Source organism: Helicobacter canis (assembly GCF_900451095.1).
GTDB lineage: Bacteria > Campylobacterota > Campylobacteria > Campylobacterales > Helicobacteraceae > Helicobacter_B > Helicobacter_B zhangjianzhongii.
Genome location: NZ_UGHV01000001.1, coordinates 1 through 17299 on the forward strand (window position 1 = coordinate 1; position 17299 = coordinate 17299).

Below are 17299 nucleotides of genomic sequence, written 5' to 3' on the forward strand. Positions count from 1 at the left end.
TGCTTCGGTCGCTTCGCTCCCTCGCAATGACTGCTGAGGGTTGTCATCGCGAGCGGATTTATCCGCGTGGTGATCCATAGCCGCTGTGCTAGAATCCACTTTTTGCGCGGTGGATTCTAGGGTGTTGTGATCGATTAGGTGTTGCTTGTGCTTTTTCATTTGCTCTCCTTTATGTGTTACTGCTTCGTATAGGGTCTTGGGGTGGTGTCGCTGCTTTGGCTAGGGTTTTGTTTAGGCTGATTTTTCTGCTGCTGCTCCCACCATTTGCTGTATTGAAAGTTTTTCTGCGTGGTGGCAGCTTGGGCTAGGGCGTTGTAGCGATTCCACTGCCAGATTAAAAGGGGTGGGACAGGGTATCCTTGCCTTTCCAGCTGCTCTATTTGCGTGCCTAGATTTGTCAAAGCTATGCGCATTGTCTCGCCCTGTCTTTTGGCTTGCTCGCTTTGGGCTTTTAAACTCCCCGCCAGCTCCCTTTTTGATGTCTTCTACCATTGCATTTGTGAGTCGCCCCCACCACTGGCCGTCTAGCGATGTTGTAAAAGTTCTGCTGTGTTAGGCTTTGGTAAGCGTGCATTGTCCTCGCTTATGGGTATTATGCCTCCGCTAAAGTGATTTAGCTTCCTGCCTATCCCACTCCAAAAGCCCGCCTGCCTTCTCGGCCTAGCTCTAAAGTTTTCTCAAGATTTTCAAGGCCCTGCGAGTGTTTGACTTATATCGCCCATAAGCTTGGTAACGCTTTGGGTTTTTGTGTTGGCATTGATGTTGAGATTGCCGGTGAAGGTGATGTCATTGTATTTTTTTTCGCTAAATACGCGTCATAAGGGGGTTATCTCCTTTTTTTTCATCCCAATATTTTATGCCTGTGTATCCTTGGGGCGTGCCGGTAAAGTGCATAGCAAGTCCTGCGCCTGCTTGCACCTCTGGGGCTAGCCCTTGCTCTCTTTGGTCTTTTTCATAGTCGATTTGCTCGATAGCATCGCTTAGATCCTTTGCCACTTGCTCTCCTTATATGCTTAGATATATCTTTTTTATCCGCTCCGTTTAGGGTGTTTTGTGATGATGTCTTCATAGGTTTTTGCGCTTGGCATTTAGCTCTATGATGTTTTGCTATGATCTCTTGGCTTGCAAAGCACTTTAAGCTCTGCAAGCGCAGAGCCGTCTCATAGCGTATTTTTATCACTTCATCACTTTGCATTGCTTGCAGGGCGATGTTTTTAGCCTTACTTTCTAAGCTCTCTAGGATTGACTCTTGGGATTCTAGGGTGCTAAGCAGATTATCAATGCTCTTTTTTGCGGATTCTAGGGCTTTGCTCTCTAGCTCTCTCAAATTGATTTGCGGGGTGATTTTCTCCTGCACGGCGTGGGTGATGGCGGCTAGATCTAGCGCGGCTAGGAGTTTTTGGGCGTTTTGATCTAGATAGGCTTGTAGCTTTATGCTTGCTGCAGTGCCAAAGTCGCTTATAAGTTGATCTAATGTGTCTTTATATGCTTGGGTAAGCTCTCTTGCCTTTGTCTCTAGGGCTTGTATTTTGCTATCAAGCTTAAAGCCTGCTAGGATTTGCTTTAGGGTTTGGGCTAGGTTGGTGGCATTGCGATCGCTAAAGTCTCTTGCCACTTGGCGGCTTATGCCTTCTAGATCTAGGCTTTGGCTTACCTCTTGGGCTAGGGTGTGGAGATTTTTACTAAAAAGCTCTTGCACTTGGGCGATATTTTGCGCGTTTAGATTCTGCGCGGTGGTCTCTAGCTCTTTTGTAAAAAACTCTTTCGCCTGTGTTTTTGTAGTCTCTAGGCTCTCTTGCACAAAGGATTCTAAATGTGCTTGCACGCTTTGCTGCAGGGCTTGTAGGTCGTTTTTAGCGTTTGTGAAAGTAGTTTCAAGGGCGGAGATTTTGTCAAATAGTGTCATACTCTTATCCTTTGTTTTTGGTTTTTCCTAGAATCCACTTTTTTATGGATTGCTTCGGTCGCTTCGCTCCCTCGCAATGACAGAAAAGGCGTTCGGTAGTTTTCCCTAAAGTCGCTCGGCGTGGGATTTTGGAGATAAAAATGGGGCTTTGCAAGGCGAGTCAAGGGATTTACCTTGAGTGGTAATGAGTGCAGACTCGCCGCAGCAATCGCCATTTTTATCCCAAAAGCGTAGCCGTTCTACTAGAATTCCGTCAAAATCTCGCTTGGGCAGAAATATGCCACTCTCACTACCACCTCTCCGCCTGTTGGCTTTTGATCAAACTCTAGCGTTACCACGCCGCCTAGCTTTGTGCTAGTAACGACACTTGATTTGTGGTTTGCCTTTGCGCTTAGATCTAAATCATTGCCAAAGGCTTCTTTGCTATAGTCTTTGCCTACTTTAAGCCCTAGATCAAGCTTTGTAGCCGTTACTGCTGGCTCTAGCACTTCGACATCTATGCTCATTATCTCCGCGCCTGCTGGCAGGGCTACGGCTTCATAGGTTTTAGACTTTAGGTCTTTTAGGGTTACTTGGGCTTTGGCTAGGTAGTAGATATTTTTGACTCGTTGTTTCATTGTAAAACTCCTTGTGGTTTGGTTTGTTAGTTTTGTCTTTGCTTGGTTTTGGCGTTGGCTTTTGGGCTAGAATCGTGGATTGCTGCGGCTCGCTTGTGCGATAGACCACTAGTCTTATCTCCGCGCTCGCCTTGCAAAGCCCCGATTCTAGCCTCAAAATCCTGCCGCCTGCGTGCTTGGTGTAGAAAACGCGTTTTCTTGCGCTGCTCGTTTTCTGTCATCGCGAGACACTCCCCCCCTTTTTTCTGTCATCGCGAGACACTGCGCTAGCAGTGGTGTGGCGATCCATAGAATCCGCTTTTTTACTCTTTGGAGCTAAAAATCCCAATACACGCAAAATCCGTATCGTGGAATGGGCTTAAACTTCCGCTCTCATTGCTATCAAATCGCGCCTTGCTAACGGCAAGCAGTCGATCCACGCCTACGATAGTCTTTCTCCCAGAGTCGGCTTCATCGATGTAGAAATCCACCTTATCGCCGCCGACCATAACAAGCGCAGAAGCCCCGATCAACGCCCCGATACTTACAGGCTGACCATTAGCATAGTAGCTAGGAGGGGTTAGCTTCTTGTGGTTTTGGGGGTTGATATTTGCCATATAGTCTGTATCACTTACCTCGCTATTTGGCATACCACTTTGCAGCGGTGTCCATATACCCATATCTAGCACAGGGCAGTTATCTATAAGCCCGATAAGCCCTGTAAAGATCCTATTTTCATCGCCGCGCACGCCTGCTGCTTTTTGCATTTCAATCCATTCAGGATCGTTTTTGAGCTGGTTGCAGGCATAGCTATCAAGTAAAATGATATAGCTATTATGCTCTAGGGATATGCCTTGCACGGAGACTAGATCGCTTTTGATAGGCTTTAGTGGATAGCATTCCTTGCCTTTGTAGTTTATACCTGTTCTAGCCATAAAGATCGCGCGGCGCAGGGCTTGGACATTCATCACATCGCCTTTTTGGATTTTTTTAGTGGCAGTGGCGACATCTGGCTCGCTGCTAGTATCTTTAAAGTTGCTTGTTTGATCGCACACGACACAATTGGTAAAATCTGTAATAAGTGCGGATACTAGTGCCTTATCCCTGCGCAAGCGCATCCAGTCTGTCAAGCTATCGCTGGCTTCTTTGATGAAATCAATTTGCTTTAAAGCGGTGTATTTTTCAATCTCGCTTTTAATGGCATTGGCGATCACTTTTGGATAAGTCGTTTGGCTCATAATCTCTAGTGAGTCGTAGTTGGTATCTAGATCGGCGTTGCCCTCTACTCCTGTGCCTGTCAAAGGGGCTTTAAGCCTTGGGCGGTAGGGCTGGGAGTCTTTCACGGCATAAAATCGCACGCCGCGATCCGCTCCTTTACCAAAAAAGCTTTCAAACGGGCTTTTACTCCAGCTGGCTTTTTCGATCACTCTAGCGATATTTAGCTGGACATTTGGGTCTTCTTTCCAGCCGGCAAAGTTTATGGCATTTAGTGGATTTTGGTAAGACATTGTTACTCCTTTATGTGTGTTTTACGCTTGCGCGCTCCGTGGGCTAATACCGTTCCGTAGGGAGTAGGTCGGCGTTATAGTCTAGGTTGGCACTTGGGGTGGCATTCCCAGCTATGCGGCTTGGTGGCTTCTCTCCACCTTGGCTCCCTTGTGGATTGGCATTTTGCGATAGATAGATTTGCTCTAGTTGTTTGAAAAAGTCATAAGGCTGTAATTGATCTAGCTGTGCTTTTGCCGCGTTTGGGATATAATCCTCATAAAACTGCAAAAGTGTGTTTAAATCCACGCTTGCTTCTTGCTCAAACTTCGCTCTTGCTTGATCGATCTGCCCCATAAGGGACTTTTGATTGATAGAGCCTTGCAGCTCTTGGGCTCTGGCTTGCTTGCTCGCGATATTATCTTGGTAGAATTGATTTTGCATTTGCGCTATTTTTATGAAAAACTGCTCTTTATCTTCATAAAATAAATCTTCTAGCTCTGGTGTGATAAGCTCGCTTGCGTATTTAGCAAAGTTAGCTTCTAAAGCTGCCTCGCTTTGTGCTAGCTCATTTTGCAAGGTCTCTAGCTCTTTTGTCTCTGCGCTTGTATCAAAGGGGCTAGGCTCTTGTGGTGCTTGGGCTTGCTCGGCTAGCTCTTGGCTTGGCTCTTGGGTCTCTACTAGCTCTTGTGGTTCCATAAGTGTCCTTAAGCATTTTCTAAAAAGCGTAATATAAAAAACTTGCCCAAAAGAAAAAAGGGGTAAAGCTTGGGGGTATCAAAGGGGCTATGTCAAAGGGGATTCTCAAAGGCAATGTTGTGGAGAGAGTCTCTCAAAGGATTTGTATGCAAGGATTTTGACTTAATCTATAAAGGAGGCTATGAAGTGTGCAGGGTGTGTGTGGGGACTGCACGGCTGAAGTTGGCTCTCACTTAGACTCTCTCCACGCTTGTAATGCTAGCAGGTTTTAGCCCATTAAAAAGGGGGTAAAGTATGCTACAATGTGGATAAAGGAGTGTGTATGCCGCGCCTTGATGGATTGAAAGAGGATTTAGGGTATTTGAAATTTTGCTTTGGTATAGTTGTTGCGACTTTTTTGGCTCTTGTTGGCTGGATCGCGACAAACTACACCGCTGCTAGTGTGTTATTGTTGGTGTGTGCTTTTGTGTCTGCTGTGATTTTTGCTGGGCTGGCTTTGTTTATCAATGCAAAAATGAGAAAAATCATCGATGAAATTTATCAAAGCAAAAAGGAGTAGCGATGATGTTTATAATTTTTGGCGGGATTTTTTTGTGCTTTTGTGCGCTTGCTTGGAGTATCTATCAAGGTGTGCGCGATAGCGATAAAGCGCACAATTAAAACGCCTTTTGGGCGTGTATGTCTTGCTTGACTTGGGCGATTTTCTCGCTTAATGCTAGCACTAAATGCAAATCCTTTTTTGCCCTAGCTTTGGTCTGCTCGCGGTGCAAATGTGCTAGATATAGATCGCAATAATGCTGATAAAATGCTTCGCTTTCTAGCGGTTGTGTTTGTATAAACTCTTTAAAAATGGATTCGGCTTTTTGCGATAAAGCAGGGAGTTTGTGGCTCGCGGCGTTGATAGACGCTCTAGTCTTATCTCCTTGCTCGCCACTGCACAACCCTACTTTCTCATCAAAAATCCTAGAATCCTGCGCCGTGTTTAGATTTGGGGCGTTGCTCGTTTCTCTGTCATCGCGAGCCGACTTGTCGGCGTGGCGATCCATACTAGAATCCACTTTTTGACTTGCTAAAAATATCCGCACGCTTTTCTCTAGCTCTTTGGGTAAAAAACTCAAATCTAATTCGCTAGCTATATACGCGCATTCCTCACTATGCAAAATACTCGCTATAAAACTACTATAATCATCGTTAGCCTGCTTTGTGGGTAGTCTATCTTGGGTGAAATACTCTTGTGGCACGCCTGTGAGCTTGCACGCGCATTCTAAAAACGCCTGCTTATCGTAGAAGTTTTTACACGCTGCAATCGCGCCTTTTATTTCATTAAACGCGCTTGTTTTGTCTTTATTTTTATACAACCATTTTATAAAAAACTCAAAACCGTTTAAATAGTTAAAATCTAGCTTTTCTCTGGTGGATTCGGCTTTGCTCTCCCACTCTCTGTCATCGCGAGCGGTGCTTGCACCGCGTGGCGATCCATTTTTCACGCTAGAATCCGCTTTTGCGTTTTTATGGATTGCTTCGGTCGCTTCGCTCCCTCGCAATGACGGCTGGGGTTTGTCATCGCGAGCCGACTTGTCGGCGTGGCGATCCATAGCCATCAACGCTTCATTTATATCCTTGCACAATCTCCCCTTAGAATCCTTATTTTTCAGCAGTGCTACCTTCACCCTATAAAATCCGGCTTCAAAGCACACTTTCACCGCCCTAAAGTTTGCCGCCATACCGCTCTTGTCATTATCAAAGCAAAAGATCACTTCACAATCAAGCCTAGTAAGTAGATTTAAATGCTGGATATTGAAAGCTGTCCCCCCTGTGGCTAGCGCGTGTTTATAGCCATTTTCGTGCAGCAGTATGCTATCGATATAGCCTTCGACTACAAAGGCGGCTTTTTGCGCTTGGATCGTGGCTTTGGCATTGCTGTAAAGGTAGAGTATCTGGGCTTTTTTGTAAAAGTAGCTTTCCTTGGAGTTGATATACTTTGGGGCGTTTTTGTTGAAGTTGTAGTGGGGGTGCGTGCGTGCGACAAACGCCACTACTTTATGTTGCGGGTTGCGGATTGCGATTGAGATTCTCTCACGCATAGGGATTGATATTTTGCCCTTTTCATACTCGTTAGCAAAGTTGGATTCTACTAGCTCCCCCGCGCTAAAATTTGCTAGTAAAATCTCCTTGCTTGGCACTAGCCCTATATCATATCGCTCGCATATCTCTTGCGTGATCCCCCTTGAGGCTAGATACTCTACAATCTCTCTATGCTTTTGTAGCTCGGCTTTTGCTAGCTCGTTGATTTTCTCCAGCACTTCGCTAGGACTCTTGCCTACCTTTTGCGCCTTATCATACTCTAGGGCGATATTTGTAAGCTCGCTTAAGCGTTGCAGGGCTTCATTAAAGTCGATTTTCTCATACTCTTTTATGAAGCTTATCACATCGCCCCCCTTGCCGCAGCCAAAGCATTTATACATCCCCTTTACATCGCTTACCACAAAGCTAGGGGACTTCTCACTATGAAAGGGACAGCAGGCTATGAAGTTTGTGCCATTTTTGCGCAAAGGGATATAGCGTTCGATCACGCTTACAATGCTACTACTCTTTAATGCCTCGATATTTGTTACCATATCACACCCAATTTTCTAGCCTTAAGCCTACTACACGCTTAAAGTCTTTACTATCGTTGGTTATAAGCGTTAGATCATTTGCTAGCGCGGTGCTTGCTATAAGCATATCCATAGCCCCTATAAGTGCTTTTCTGCGCTCTAAATCCGCGCGGATTTTGGCATACGCTCCTGCCTCCTTGCTCCCAAACTCTAGCACCTGCAAATGCGCTAAAAACGCGTGCAAAGCTAGCGTGTTGCTCTCTTTAAAGCGTGATTTCTCCACGCCAAAAAACAGCTCCGCCACGCTGATCGCGCTTATGGCTATCTCGCCGAGCTCATATTTGTCAAAGTGGCTTTTTATGCGTTCTGGCTTGTTGTTTAGGATATAGATGCAAATATTTGTATCTAGCATTATTTTTGCCATTCTCGCTCCTGTGCGCTCTCCTGCGTTCGCTCTAGCTTGCCTTGAAAGCTCTCCACCGCGCTAAAGAGATTTTCCCACTTTTTATCGCTTGGGGTTAGCACTATGCTTTCATTGATCTTAGCGATCTCAAACGCACAATCCTTGCTAAGATTTAGCGACTTTGGTAGGCGTATGGCTAGTGAATTGCCACTTTGAAAGACTTTTGCGGTCATTTTTGCTCCTTTAAAGTTGTTACAAATAAGTATATATAAATTTTATAAACTTTTGCGCGTTGGCGTTTCTCCTAGAGTTGCTCGGCGTATGATTTTTGTGATAAAAATGGGGCTTTGCAAGGGCAGACTTGGGATTTACCTTGAGTGGTAATGAGCGCAGACTCGCCGCAGCAATCGCCATTTTTAGCCAAAAAGCATAGTCGCCTATATCGATCTATATCGATACCACCTCTATGATCTTATCCATCTCCACGCTTTCCGTTATCGCCTCTCCCCCCACCTCTATACTCGCAAATTTGCGCGTGTTTGGATCAAAGGCGACTTTCTCTTTGAAGTGCTTGCCTGTTTGCTTGTTTTTTTTCAAGATCACCATTCGGCTATTTTCGCTAAACTCTCTCAAAGCTTCGATCTCTGGCTTGCAGTGTTCTATACGGATTATTATGCTTGCTTCGTGTCCGCCCTTTTTGCTCCCCATAGGATTATCGCGATCGCTCTTAGAAGTTTGCACGATCAAAAAGACTAAAATGCCTAACGAGTGGCACAGCTTGGCTAAAAGGCTAAATTTTAAGCTCTCTTCCTCTTCCATATTTCTGCCATTTGGGCTAGTGATTCTCATCTGTGAGTCGATCAAAAAGACTTTCACGCCCTGCCGATAGAGATTTTTGATATTTTGCGCGATGGTGTAAAGCTCATAGCCCTCGTTTATGATATACATATTATCAAGGTTTGGCGGCTTTCTCTCTGCTTGCTTGGCGCGGATATACTGCTCGATCGTAAATTCAAAGCTAAAAAAGCCTACCTTTGCATAGTGGCTGATATTTTCTAGCACTTGCAGTCCTAGCGTGGTTTTCCCCGCTTCTGGATCGCCACTGATTAGCACAAGTTGCGCTACTTCTATCCCCCCATCAAACACAGAGTCTAAAAAGCCTACCTTTGTCTTAAACTTTGGCTGCTCTGGTCTTGTAGCATAGTAGTCGATCCATTGGGCTAGGTTTTTATACTCATTACTCTCCACGGCACGATCTAGCATTGAGAGATCTAAAAGCGTGTTGTTGTCGCTTGCTTTTATCATCTTTAGCCCATTTGCCTTTTGCATTTTTAGCTTGTAGGCTGTGATAAGCTCTTGGGAGAGATTGACAAAGCTAGAGTTAGGAGCTTTGCTAAAAAGTTCTAGCACATATTCATCGCTTTGCTGCTCTGTGGTTAGAGCGTTCATAAGGCTATGTGTGCTTAGGGCTTTCTTGCCTTGCAGGGTTAAGATTTTCTCCAAAATCACGCTGCCCTTTTGGCTAAAGACTTGGCGCGGCGTGATCGCTAGAAACTCATCAATATCCTCTTTATAATGCACCATCGAGAGTAAAATCTCTTGCTCTAGGCTCTCTAAAGTATCCATTCTAGCTCCCTTTCTTTGACTTCTTTTTTGTAAAAATACATTGATAGCAGGTATTGCTCCTCGTATCTGCTGCCCTTATATCGCTGTATCTTTGCCGTGCTAGCCCTTTTGCCCGCCTGCTCCCAGAAAAGCATTTTTAGCAAGTCTAAGAAGTCATTATCATTGATAAATCGCTTCTTGCTATGCAGTATCTTGGCACTTAAAACTTCTAGCTCACTCTCATTCGCGCTATTGATAAAGCCATTTAGATTTTGGCAAAAATACTCGCTTAGGGTTATGTTGCTTTGGGATTGCAAAAAATTGACAAAGTCTTGTTTTTTCATAGTTTGATCCTTTCTCGCGTTGTCTTTTGCGCGCTTTTGCTAGATTCTACGGCGCGGGCTTGCTCATTATCGCCTAGATAAATCCCTTCGCCCGCGCCTTGAAAGCTAGCAAAATCATCGCAAAATACTTCCGCTTGCGTGGTATGGTTGGGATTTGCTGCTTTGCTTGTTTCTCTGTCATCGCGAGCGGATTTATCCGCGTGGCGATCCATACTAGAATCCGCTTTTGGTGTGTTTATGGATTGCCACGCCACTGCTAGCGCAGTGTCTCGCAATGACGCTAAAATCGCGTTTTTCCTAGAATCCACTTTTTTCATTTTTGGCTCCTTGTGTAGAATATTTCTAATGCGTTTTTAATCGCGTTTAATTGTGCTTCGCACGCCTTATCTTTGGTATGCGTATTTATATAGCGCGTCACTACTCTCTCGCGTATCTCTTGGGCTTTTGCTTGGTAGGCTACTATGTCTAGCTTATCTTGTAGTATTTGCTTATTTTGCGTATCTAGGAGTGTGCTGGCGTTTGCTAGCTCGCCTTTAAGCCTTGCTATCTCTTTGCCTTGCGTGTAGTTCCATACGCTAAGGGTGGAGATAAAGCCTAGCAGAGCAATAAACGCGATTGATACGGCTATAATCGTTGCTTTACTCATTCTGCCCCCTTAGCTCTGCGTTCTCGTGTATATTCCCTATGACTTCCACACACTCTAGCTTATTGTCTTTGTAGCCATTGTCTCTGTTATCATATATGCCTTGTAGTCTTGTGCCACAATCCACTTGGAATTCTTTCTCAATGCTTGGGTGTATGATGTAGAATGTGCTTTCTGCATATATCACTTCTAGCGGTTTTGTGTATTTTCTATATTTCACCATATCGCCGACATAGATTTTTTTACCATTCTTATCATAAAATCCACTCCATAGCTCTACTTCTGCATCATCGCTGAATCCACTAAGCCCCATATATTTTTTAACTACATCTCCAGCATACTTTTGCCCATTGTCCCAAATCCTAAAATCAAAGTCTTTTAGCTTCATCGCTTCTCCTTTTGCGCTTTGCTCTCTAGCTTCTTTACTCTCTCTGCTAGCTCTTGTATTGCCACCATTGCTAGTTGCTGATTCTGTGCTAGATTATTATTTGACTCTGTGAGCCTAGCGATTACTTCTTGCATTTCTTGTAGTTGCTTTGCTTGGGATTCTGTCATTTTTGCTCCTTTGTAAAAAATAAGTTCGTTTCTTGCAAATACTTCGCTAGCCTAGTAAGCTCTTGGATCAAAAAGGCGTTTTTGCTCTTGTTTTGCTTCTTGGCATACTTTCTTAGCTTTGTGATATTTGCTTGTCGCATTTTGAACTTTTTGCGGTGCTTTCCTTGCATAGATTCTCCTTGTGGCTAGTTTTAGGGCTTTGTCATAAGGCTTTAGGTGTGCGTTGATCGCCCACTCGATCACTTCGCTGCGGCTGATGTGATAGCTTGTGGCGACTACTTGGATAAAGCCTAGGATCTCATCGCTCAAATAAAAGCTGGGGCTATGGATTTTCTCACTAAGCATTTATGCTCCTTTTTCTGTCATCGCGAGCCGCGATAGCGTCGTGGCGATCCATAAATTTTGCGCTAGCAAAATACGCTTCCCTAGAATCCGCTTTTGGTGTGTTTATGGATTGCCACGCGGTGCAAGCACCGCTCGCAATGACAAAAGGGGCATTTCTCCTAGAATCCACTTTTATTTCACGCATAGAACAGCCTTTCCGCCGAGATTTTTAGGCATTTTTGGCGTTAGTCTCGTGTGATTTGTGGATTCTACGGCGTGGGCGTTTCCGTCATCGCGAGCGGCTCCCCCCACCCTGTCATCGCGAGCGGATTTATCCGCGTGGCGATCCACTTTTATGGATTGCTTCGTTTCACTCGCAATGACGGGGAATAATCCTTGCCAGCCCATATCCACGCTCTTTTCAATCACGGCGCATATATCTTGCCCCTGCTCTTTTAGTCGTTGTATCTTGCGTAGTTGAAAGTCGATTTGACTAGGCTTTAATCGTGCTTTGCTGGATTCTTGCTTATAACGGATCCAAAGCTTTATCGCTTCTTGCTCTTTTTCGTTAAAGGCTTTTAAGTCTAAAAAGCTTGCAAGATCTTTTGCTTTCTCGCGCGTGCGTTTAGAACTACTATCTTTATAAGAATCTTGTAAAAGATTCTTATTTATAGTGCGCAAATTTTGCGCATTTTTATTAGGCGTTATCTCACTACTAGGATCCGCTTTTTTATCGTCATCGCGAGCCTTGCTCTGCAAGGCGTGGCGATCCATACTAGAATCCACTTTTTCATTATGGATTGCTTCGGTCGCTTCGCTCCCTCGCAATGACCCCCTAGCAAAGCACAGATTCAATAAATAGCGTTGTGTTTCTGTCTGCACGATCAGCACGCGCCTTTTCCTTGGCACGCTGACATCTTTTGCCACGCTTGAAGTGAAGTTTGCTACCTCTTGGGGTTCATCGACATAAGGATACTCATAAAAGCCCTCTTCTAGATCATAGGTATTTGCCTCCCTCTCCACACCTTTAAAGACCTTTATCGCCCGAGTATTAGTAAAAATCTCTCGCAAATACTTGCGGCAAGAATTAGGGCTTATCATTAGCTGCTTTGCGATATGACTCACACTTAGCTTCCACTCTTTAGGGAGTGTGTAGATATAGCTTGCCACGCCTATGGCTTGCAGACTTAGCCCGCAATGCCACATATCCGCAGGGATTAGGTGATTGATCCTGCCGTATTTTAATTCTATTTGCTTATTTTGGTAGTAGATTGTTTTACTCATTTTATGCTCCTTCTCGCGTTGTCTTTTCTGCGCTTTCTCTGTCATCGCGAGCCGACTTGTCGGCGTGGCGATCCATTAACCTAAAATCCATTATCCACCTCCCCTATGCTTAAGAGCATTTCTAGCCCTACTTCTTTCTCACACTCTTGGCACTCACACCTAAGCTCTTTGATCTCATCTTGCTCTAGGTAGTCAAACTCATTTTCTAGCTTGGTGGTTATTTCATTTTCACGCCCACAAAAAGGGCAGTCAAATATCAAGATCATCTCACACTCCTTTCTCGCGTTGTCTTTTCTGCGCTTTTTGTGGATTCTGCGCGGTGGGCTTGCTCATTTACGCCGAGTAAAATCCCTTCGCCCACCGCTTGAAAACCCCAAAAATCGCTAGAAAATCCTGCCGCTTGCGTGGTTGGCTTAGAATTGTTGCTTGCTCTGTCATCGCGAGCGGATTTATCCGCGTGGCGATCCATAAACACACTAGAATCCACTTTTATCATTCTTGCTCCTTTACAAAATCTCGCGCAAAACTAGCACATAAACAATCACACCTAGCACCATAAACACTAGGTAATCACTCACAACCAAAGCCCCTTTTTTCCTTAAGTAGTCAAAGAGTTTTTTCATTTTCACACCTTTCTCGTTTCTCTGTCATCGCGAGCCTTGCCCTGCAAGGCGTGGCGATCCATTTTCACACTAGAATCCGCGTTTGGTGCTTTATGGATTGCTTCGGTCGCTTCGCTCCCTCGCAATGACACTAAAATCGCGTTTTTACTAGAATCCACTTTTTTCATTTCTCGCTCCTTTTATTTTTTCGCCGATTTTTCCGCAGACTCTCTGTCCGCCTTTATCCCGTTTTGGGATTCTAGGATTTGGGTGATTAAATCGTGGCTTTGCAAGGCGAGCGCGGAGATAAGGCTGGGTCGCCTATCGCACAAGCGAGCCGCAGCAATCCACGATTTAAGCCCCAAAGCCGAATCCCCCAAGCCTAAAGCCCACAAAGGTTGCCCTCTCCCGCTTTTGCGGCATATACTTCACATAGTGGGTGAATGTCGTATGCAGCGAGCTATGCCCCAGCATCGCACTTATCCACAGCGGCTCCTCTCCATTTACTAACATCATCGTGGCAAAGCTATGGCGCGTTTGATACAGCACGCGAGCTTCTAGCCCACACATCGCCAAAGCTTGCTTCCAGCGGACTGCAAGTTCTTTTTCATCAAGGGTGAAAAGCCGATTATGCTTACGCTTTAGAGTCGCTCTTAAAGCGATTTGACTCTGCAGGGCTAGCTTGGCATTTTCTAGTAGGTCGATATATCTAGCCTTGCCTGTTTTGGTGGTGCTTATGGCATTTCTTAGCCGCTCTTTTGACTTGCAGATATAGACTTTGTCATTTTCTAGGTCTATATCGCTTACCTCTAGGGCTAGGATCTCTCCTAGCCTAGCCCCGCTAAAGATCGCAAAGCCTAGATAATTTCTCACTTCTAGCCACTTTTTATCATCTCTTGCTAGACACTCACACGCCCTTAGCACTGCTTCTGCCTCTTGTAGATTTAGCGGCTTTATATCTGGCTCTTTTAGGGCTAGCTTTCTATGCCTTTGGACGATGATATTATTGCTAAGCACGCCAGCTTCCTTAGCATAGGCGATAAGGCGATTTAGCATATCGATTTGCTCCTTTGCCATATCGCGCACGATTTGCTCATAGCCAGCTTGATTTAGCAGGCTTATTTCATAAGGGATTTTTTGGGCGATTAACCTTAGGTGGCTTTCATATCGCTTTAGGCTTTGAGGCTTCAAATGCCCACATCTAGTGCGCAAAAAGCTCTCCCCTAGTGTCTGTATATCTGCTAGGTTTTCAAGCTTTGTGCTTGTAGCCCTTAGGCTTGCCTTTTGCCCTTGTAAGAAGCTTATGCAAAGCTCTTTTATACGGCTTGCTATATCTGCTAGGCTTTCTTGCTTATATGGCTCCCCAGAGCTAAAGCGCAGCCGCCCTAGGCTGGTGTTGCAGTCGATATAGGCGATGCCGTTGCGATCTCGTATATGAGACTTTTTAATGTGTAGATTGTCCATTTAATCTCCTTTGTAGATTCGGTCTTGGGTAGGCAATGCGGCAGTGTTGCAAACTTTGTGAAAGGCACGATCGCCAAGATCGCTAACCTTCCCCAAAGTTTGCAAAGCTCCCACAGCCCCACCGCAACTCCTAGAATCTTGTTGAAAAAATAAGTTTCTGTCATTGCGAGATTTTGCGCTAGCAAAATCGTGGCAATCCATAAACACACTAGAATCCACTTTTTTATTGTCATCGCGAGCCTTGCTCTGCAAGGCGTGGCGATCCATACTAAATTTCCACATTTTTATCTCCTTCATCTTTTCTAGAACGCGCTTTTGCAATGCGCTCTGACCCCCACTCCAAAAAGCGCAAAAAATAATAAATAAGTGCGAGAAAAATCACTACTTTAACACCACTGCTAACCCCACTCATAAATATTTCAAACAGCCTATCATCATTCATTTTTGACCTCCTTTTTTTGTATAATTCACCATCACAAAAGGAGTTTTTATGATGCCTATGGTCATAGATAGCGGGACTTTTTTCTTAGGTTTTGTTGTTGGTGTATTTTTTGCTCTGGGAGGCTTATGGATTGTCAATATTGTCTTAAAGCTTATTGGTAAAAAGCCTATAATTTTACACATACAAGCACACGATGAAAAGCTTTTAGAATCCATAGAATCTTTTAAACGATCTGCCACAGGTTCCCACGATCTCACACCTATTTTAGAAGCCCTGCAAGAGCTTAAATCCAAGCAAGAGCTAGAGAGCCAAGCCCTAGAATCCTTGAAAAAAGACTTAGAAAAGCAGCAGCAAACCCTGCACAATTTATCCCAAAGCCTAGAATCCATAAAAGACCAAATCAAACCCTTTGAGCCACCTTTACCCACACAACGCTGGTAGCTAGAATCCACTTTTTTAGTATGGATCGCCACGCGGATAAATCCGCTCGCGATGACAAAAAAGGCGTTTTGGATTCTAACGCCGCTTGATTCTAAGATTTTGCGCAAATTTGGGGGTAGTTGGTGGCTGGATTCTAAGATTTTGGAGATAGAATCGTGGCTTTGCAAGGCGAGCGCGGAGATAAGGCTGGATCGCCTATCGCACAAGCGAGCCGCAGCAATCCGCGATTCTAGCCCAAAAGCTGAATCCCACACCCACATTACACACCTCCTAGATAGTAGGGCATATCCCCCCCACACATCACCGCCCTTTCCCTTCTCCACGCTCTATCTAAGTTTTTAAGCGATCGCACAAAATCACGCAGATAAGAGCTTATAAGCCAACCCCAGTCGCTAGGTATGTAGTTTTCTACCTGCGATCGCCCCTCCCACCACTCTTCATCGATCCGCACTATCCCACTCCGATCAAGCCACAGATACGCCACACACACGCTAAGCACATCATCAAGTTTTAGCCGCACTTTTAGCTTTTTAAACCCTAGCTGATCAAGCTGCGCCCAAGCCTTTGGCATAGACTCTAGCTCTTTTAAGTAGGCTTTGGCTTCTTGCGTGCTATCTAGTGTTACAAAGACATCGCCATTTTGATCTATGATTTCCACTTGAAAATCATCGTTTAAATGCTGCTCTAGGGTTTTCACTTTCAAACCTAGTCGTTCTAAATTACACATACAATCTCCTTTGAAGTTGGTGTCGTAGGTCGTGTTATTTGAGAGCTGCGAGTCAATAGTGCAAGAGATTCAGTCTTGGGCGAGCAATGCGCGTGATTTTAAGGATTTTGGGACAACCGCAGACCATTAGTCTAGCTCTGCCCCAAAATCCTTAAAAAACAAGCCCAGCCCCACCGCAAAACCAGCGAAGCGGTGCAAGGCGAAGCCGCAGCAGGTTTCTTTAGTAATGCTTAGAATCTTGTTTGAAGCAAAGCCCAGCTGTCATCGCGAGCAAGCGCGGTAGCGATTGCGTGGCGATCCACACTTTGGGCTAGAATCCTTTGCTTGCTCGTTTAGATTTTGAGCGTTACTTGCAACTAGAATCCAGCGCGGTGGGCTTGCTCATTTACGCCTAGTAAAATCCCTGCGCCCACGCCTTGAAAACAAGGGACACCGCTCGGCGCAAGCCGATGTTTCTTTAGAAAACCCCCAAAACGAAGTTTCTTTAGAAAATCATCGGCAAATCCTTCCGCCTGCGTGCTTGGCTTGGCTAGAATCCAGCGCGGTGCTTAGATTTAACGCGCTTCTTTTTTTCCGTCATCGCGAGCGGTGCTTGCACCGCGTGGCGATCCACTCTCACGCTAGAATCCTTTTTTGCGTGGGTGGGTGCTTTCTTTTGGTGCTAGAATCCTGCGTGCGTTTTTAATTTAGTGGCGTTTGCTTGTAGATCCTAGAATCCAGCGCGGTGCTTTGTTTGGCGTGCTTTACTACCCCTTAAAAAGCAAGCCCAGCCGTCATCGCGAGCCTTACCCCTCTCTCCGTCATCGCGAGCCTTACCCTGCAAGGCGTGGCGATCCATAGCCTTAAAGCTAGAATCCGCTTTTAAGCTCACACCTACACGCCTTGACTTAGGTTTCACCTTATCTGCAACCCACACGCGAGCGTGTTTGACATCGCTAGGCTTGTCTTATGGTTGTAGCTTTAGTGGTGTTTGGTGCTAGCTTGTTGGCTTTTGTAGCTTTGCTTTAAGCTTTTGTTAGCTTTTGACTTTGCACCGCGTGGCGTAGCTTCTTTGGCGATCCATACTAGAATCCACTTTTCACAAAGGGTTATTCTCTCTCACTCGCCAGCCTTGCCCCCATCTCTCTGTCATCGCGAGTCGACTTGTCGGCGTGGTGATCCATAGTCTCTGCTAGAATCCAC

32 protein-coding genes are annotated in these 17299 nt (G+C 45.2%); 3 read left to right on the forward strand and 29 right to left on the reverse strand.

The features are described 5' to 3' along the window. Window positions 1–176: 176 nt before the first annotated feature. The 8 genes from DX060_RS00005 to DX060_RS00035 all read right to left on the reverse strand — a co-directional run bounded on the left by DX060_RS00005 (window position 177) and on the right by DX060_RS00035 (window position 4686). Window positions 177–413 carry a hypothetical protein gene (locus DX060_RS00005; RefSeq protein WP_115010576.1) on the reverse strand — a complete coding sequence of 79 codons (237 nt, stop codon included), beginning with the start codon at window positions 411–413 and terminating at the stop codon, window positions 177–179. Between the two features lie 391 nt (window positions 414–804). After that, a complete protein-coding gene (locus tag DX060_RS00010; protein ID WP_115010577.1) occupies window positions 805–996 on the reverse strand; it encodes a hypothetical protein in 192 nt (63 codons plus the stop codon). Then, window positions 953–1906, reverse strand: a complete 954-nt coding sequence (locus DX060_RS00015) for a hypothetical protein (protein ID WP_115010578.1) — start codon at window positions 1904–1906, stop codon at window positions 953–955. Before DX060_RS00015 ends, DX060_RS00010 begins: the two co-directional genes overlap by 44 nt. Next, a complete protein-coding gene (locus DX060_RS10730) occupies window positions 1903–2121 on the reverse strand; it encodes a hypothetical protein (RefSeq protein ID WP_147278726.1) in 219 nt (72 codons plus the stop codon). The genes DX060_RS00015 and DX060_RS10730 overlap by 4 nt, the downstream gene beginning before the upstream one ends. A gap of 27 nt (window positions 2122–2148) precedes the next feature. After that, on the reverse strand, window positions 2149–2523 hold the full coding sequence (locus DX060_RS00020; RefSeq protein WP_115010579.1) for a hypothetical protein: 375 nt from the start codon (window positions 2521–2523) through the stop codon (window positions 2149–2151). Window positions 2524–2549: 26 nt separating this feature from the next. After that, window positions 2550–2744: a hypothetical protein gene (locus DX060_RS00025; protein ID WP_115010580.1), complete on the reverse strand. Its 195-nt coding sequence runs from the start codon at window positions 2742–2744 to the stop codon at window positions 2550–2552. Between the two features lie 81 nt (window positions 2745–2825). After that, window positions 2826–4010 (reverse strand): phage capsid family protein, encoded by a 1185-nt coding sequence (locus DX060_RS00030; protein WP_115010581.1) that lies wholly within the window; start codon window positions 4008–4010, stop codon window positions 2826–2828. A 43-nt stretch (window positions 4011–4053) separates the two neighbouring features. Further along, complete coding sequence (locus tag DX060_RS00035) at window positions 4054–4686, reverse strand: hypothetical protein (RefSeq protein ID WP_115010582.1); 633 nt, start codon at window positions 4684–4686, stop codon at window positions 4054–4056. Between the two features lie 69 nt (window positions 4687–4755). Here DX060_RS00035 and DX060_RS10980 point away from each other — a divergent pair, with 69 nt between their 5' ends. Further along, window positions 4756–4923, forward strand: a complete 168-nt coding sequence (locus DX060_RS10980; protein WP_181814102.1) for a hypothetical protein — start codon at window positions 4756–4758, stop codon at window positions 4921–4923. A gap of 85 nt (window positions 4924–5008) precedes the next feature. Beyond that, on the forward strand, window positions 5009–5245 hold the full coding sequence (locus DX060_RS00040) for a hypothetical protein (protein ID WP_115010583.1): 237 nt from the start codon (window positions 5009–5011) through the stop codon (window positions 5243–5245). Window positions 5246–5342: 97 nt separating this feature from the next. Here the strand turns inward: DX060_RS00040 and dnaG are convergent, their stop codons facing one another. The 19 genes from dnaG to DX060_RS10995 all read right to left on the reverse strand — a co-directional run bounded on the left by dnaG (window position 5343) and on the right by DX060_RS10995 (window position 14949). Further along, window positions 5343–7304, reverse strand: coding sequence for a DNA primase (gene dnaG / locus DX060_RS00045; protein ID WP_115010584.1), 1962 nt, complete (start codon window positions 7302–7304; stop codon window positions 5343–5345). Between the two features lies 1 nt (window position 7305). Beyond that, window positions 7306–7707 carry a type II toxin-antitoxin system tRNA(fMet)-specific endonuclease VapC gene (vapC, locus tag DX060_RS00050; protein ID WP_115010585.1) on the reverse strand — a complete coding sequence of 134 codons (402 nt, stop codon included), beginning with the start codon at window positions 7705–7707 and terminating at the stop codon, window positions 7306–7308. Next, window positions 7695–7919: an antitoxin gene (locus tag DX060_RS00055; RefSeq protein ID WP_115010586.1), complete on the reverse strand. Its 225-nt coding sequence runs from the start codon at window positions 7917–7919 to the stop codon at window positions 7695–7697. Before DX060_RS00055 ends, vapC begins: the two co-directional genes overlap by 13 nt. A gap of 214 nt (window positions 7920–8133) precedes the next feature. Further along, the gene (locus DX060_RS00060; protein ID WP_115010587.1) at window positions 8134–9312 is read right to left on the reverse strand and encodes an ATPase domain-containing protein; all 1179 of its coding nucleotides are present in this window, start codon (window positions 9310–9312) and stop codon (window positions 8134–8136) included. Further along, a complete protein-coding gene (locus DX060_RS00065; protein WP_115010588.1) occupies window positions 9300–9635 on the reverse strand; it encodes a hypothetical protein in 336 nt (111 codons plus the stop codon). The genes DX060_RS00060 and DX060_RS00065 overlap by 13 nt, the downstream gene beginning before the upstream one ends. Further along, on the reverse strand, window positions 9632–9952 hold the full coding sequence (locus tag DX060_RS00070; protein WP_115010589.1) for a hypothetical protein: 321 nt from the start codon (window positions 9950–9952) through the stop codon (window positions 9632–9634). Before DX060_RS00070 ends, DX060_RS00065 begins: the two co-directional genes overlap by 4 nt. Then, a complete protein-coding gene (locus DX060_RS00075) occupies window positions 9949–10281 on the reverse strand; it encodes a hypothetical protein (protein ID WP_115010590.1) in 333 nt (110 codons plus the stop codon). The genes DX060_RS00070 and DX060_RS00075 overlap by 4 nt, the downstream gene beginning before the upstream one ends. Further along, entirely contained in the window at window positions 10274–10666 is a 393-nt protein-coding gene (locus DX060_RS00080) for a YopX family protein (protein WP_115010591.1), read from the reverse strand. Before DX060_RS00080 ends, DX060_RS00075 begins: the two co-directional genes overlap by 8 nt. Further along, the gene (locus tag DX060_RS10985; RefSeq protein ID WP_181814103.1) at window positions 10663–10833 is read right to left on the reverse strand and encodes a hypothetical protein; all 171 of its coding nucleotides are present in this window, start codon (window positions 10831–10833) and stop codon (window positions 10663–10665) included. The genes DX060_RS00080 and DX060_RS10985 overlap by 4 nt, the downstream gene beginning before the upstream one ends. Before the next feature lie 51 nt (window positions 10834–10884). Next, window positions 10885–11178 (reverse strand): hypothetical protein, encoded by a 294-nt coding sequence (locus tag DX060_RS00085; protein WP_115010592.1) that lies wholly within the window; start codon window positions 11176–11178, stop codon window positions 10885–10887. Further along, entirely contained in the window at window positions 11171–11362 is a 192-nt protein-coding gene (locus DX060_RS00090) for a hypothetical protein (protein WP_115010593.1), read from the reverse strand. The genes DX060_RS00085 and DX060_RS00090 overlap by 8 nt, the downstream gene beginning before the upstream one ends. Then, a complete protein-coding gene (locus DX060_RS00095) occupies window positions 11350–12441 on the reverse strand; it encodes a hypothetical protein (protein ID WP_115010594.1) in 1092 nt (363 codons plus the stop codon). The genes DX060_RS00090 and DX060_RS00095 overlap by 13 nt, the downstream gene beginning before the upstream one ends. Window positions 12442–12521: 80 nt before the next feature. Then, window positions 12522–12707 (reverse strand): hypothetical protein, encoded by a 186-nt coding sequence (locus DX060_RS00100; RefSeq protein ID WP_115010595.1) that lies wholly within the window; start codon window positions 12705–12707, stop codon window positions 12522–12524. Beyond that, a complete protein-coding gene (locus DX060_RS00105; protein WP_115010596.1) occupies window positions 12704–12937 on the reverse strand; it encodes a hypothetical protein in 234 nt (77 codons plus the stop codon). Before DX060_RS00105 ends, DX060_RS00100 begins: the two co-directional genes overlap by 4 nt. A 129-nt stretch (window positions 12938–13066) precedes the next feature. Then, a complete protein-coding gene (locus DX060_RS10990; RefSeq protein ID WP_181814104.1) occupies window positions 13067–13231 on the reverse strand; it encodes a hypothetical protein in 165 nt (54 codons plus the stop codon). A 12-nt stretch (window positions 13232–13243) separates the two neighbouring features. After that, on the reverse strand, window positions 13244–13438 hold the full coding sequence (locus DX060_RS10735; RefSeq protein ID WP_147278727.1) for a hypothetical protein: 195 nt from the start codon (window positions 13436–13438) through the stop codon (window positions 13244–13246). After that, window positions 13398–14507 (reverse strand): tyrosine-type recombinase/integrase, encoded by a 1110-nt coding sequence (locus DX060_RS00110; RefSeq protein WP_115010597.1) that lies wholly within the window; start codon window positions 14505–14507, stop codon window positions 13398–13400. The genes DX060_RS10735 and DX060_RS00110 overlap by 41 nt, the downstream gene beginning before the upstream one ends. Next, window positions 14508–14789, reverse strand: coding sequence for a hypothetical protein (locus DX060_RS10740; RefSeq protein WP_147278728.1), 282 nt, complete (start codon window positions 14787–14789; stop codon window positions 14508–14510). It lies immediately after the preceding gene. Beyond that, window positions 14776–14949: a hypothetical protein gene (locus DX060_RS10995; protein WP_181814105.1), complete on the reverse strand. Its 174-nt coding sequence runs from the start codon at window positions 14947–14949 to the stop codon at window positions 14776–14778. Before DX060_RS10995 ends, DX060_RS10740 begins: the two co-directional genes overlap by 14 nt. Window positions 14950–14997: 48 nt before the next feature. On the opposite strand from DX060_RS10995, the gene DX060_RS00115 reads away from it, so the two are divergent. Continuing rightward, the gene (locus DX060_RS00115) at window positions 14998–15390 is read left to right on the forward strand and encodes a hypothetical protein (protein WP_115010598.1); all 393 of its coding nucleotides are present in this window, start codon (window positions 14998–15000) and stop codon (window positions 15388–15390) included. A gap of 259 nt (window positions 15391–15649) precedes the next feature. Here DX060_RS00115 and DX060_RS00120 read toward each other — a convergent pair whose 3' ends face one another. After that, complete coding sequence (locus DX060_RS00120; protein ID WP_115010599.1) at window positions 15650–16117, reverse strand: hypothetical protein; 468 nt, start codon at window positions 16115–16117, stop codon at window positions 15650–15652. A 709-nt stretch (window positions 16118–16826) separates the two neighbouring features. After that, entirely contained in the window at window positions 16827–16988 is a 162-nt protein-coding gene (locus DX060_RS11000; protein ID WP_181814106.1) for a hypothetical protein, read from the reverse strand. Window positions 16989–17299: the final 311 nt, after the last annotated feature.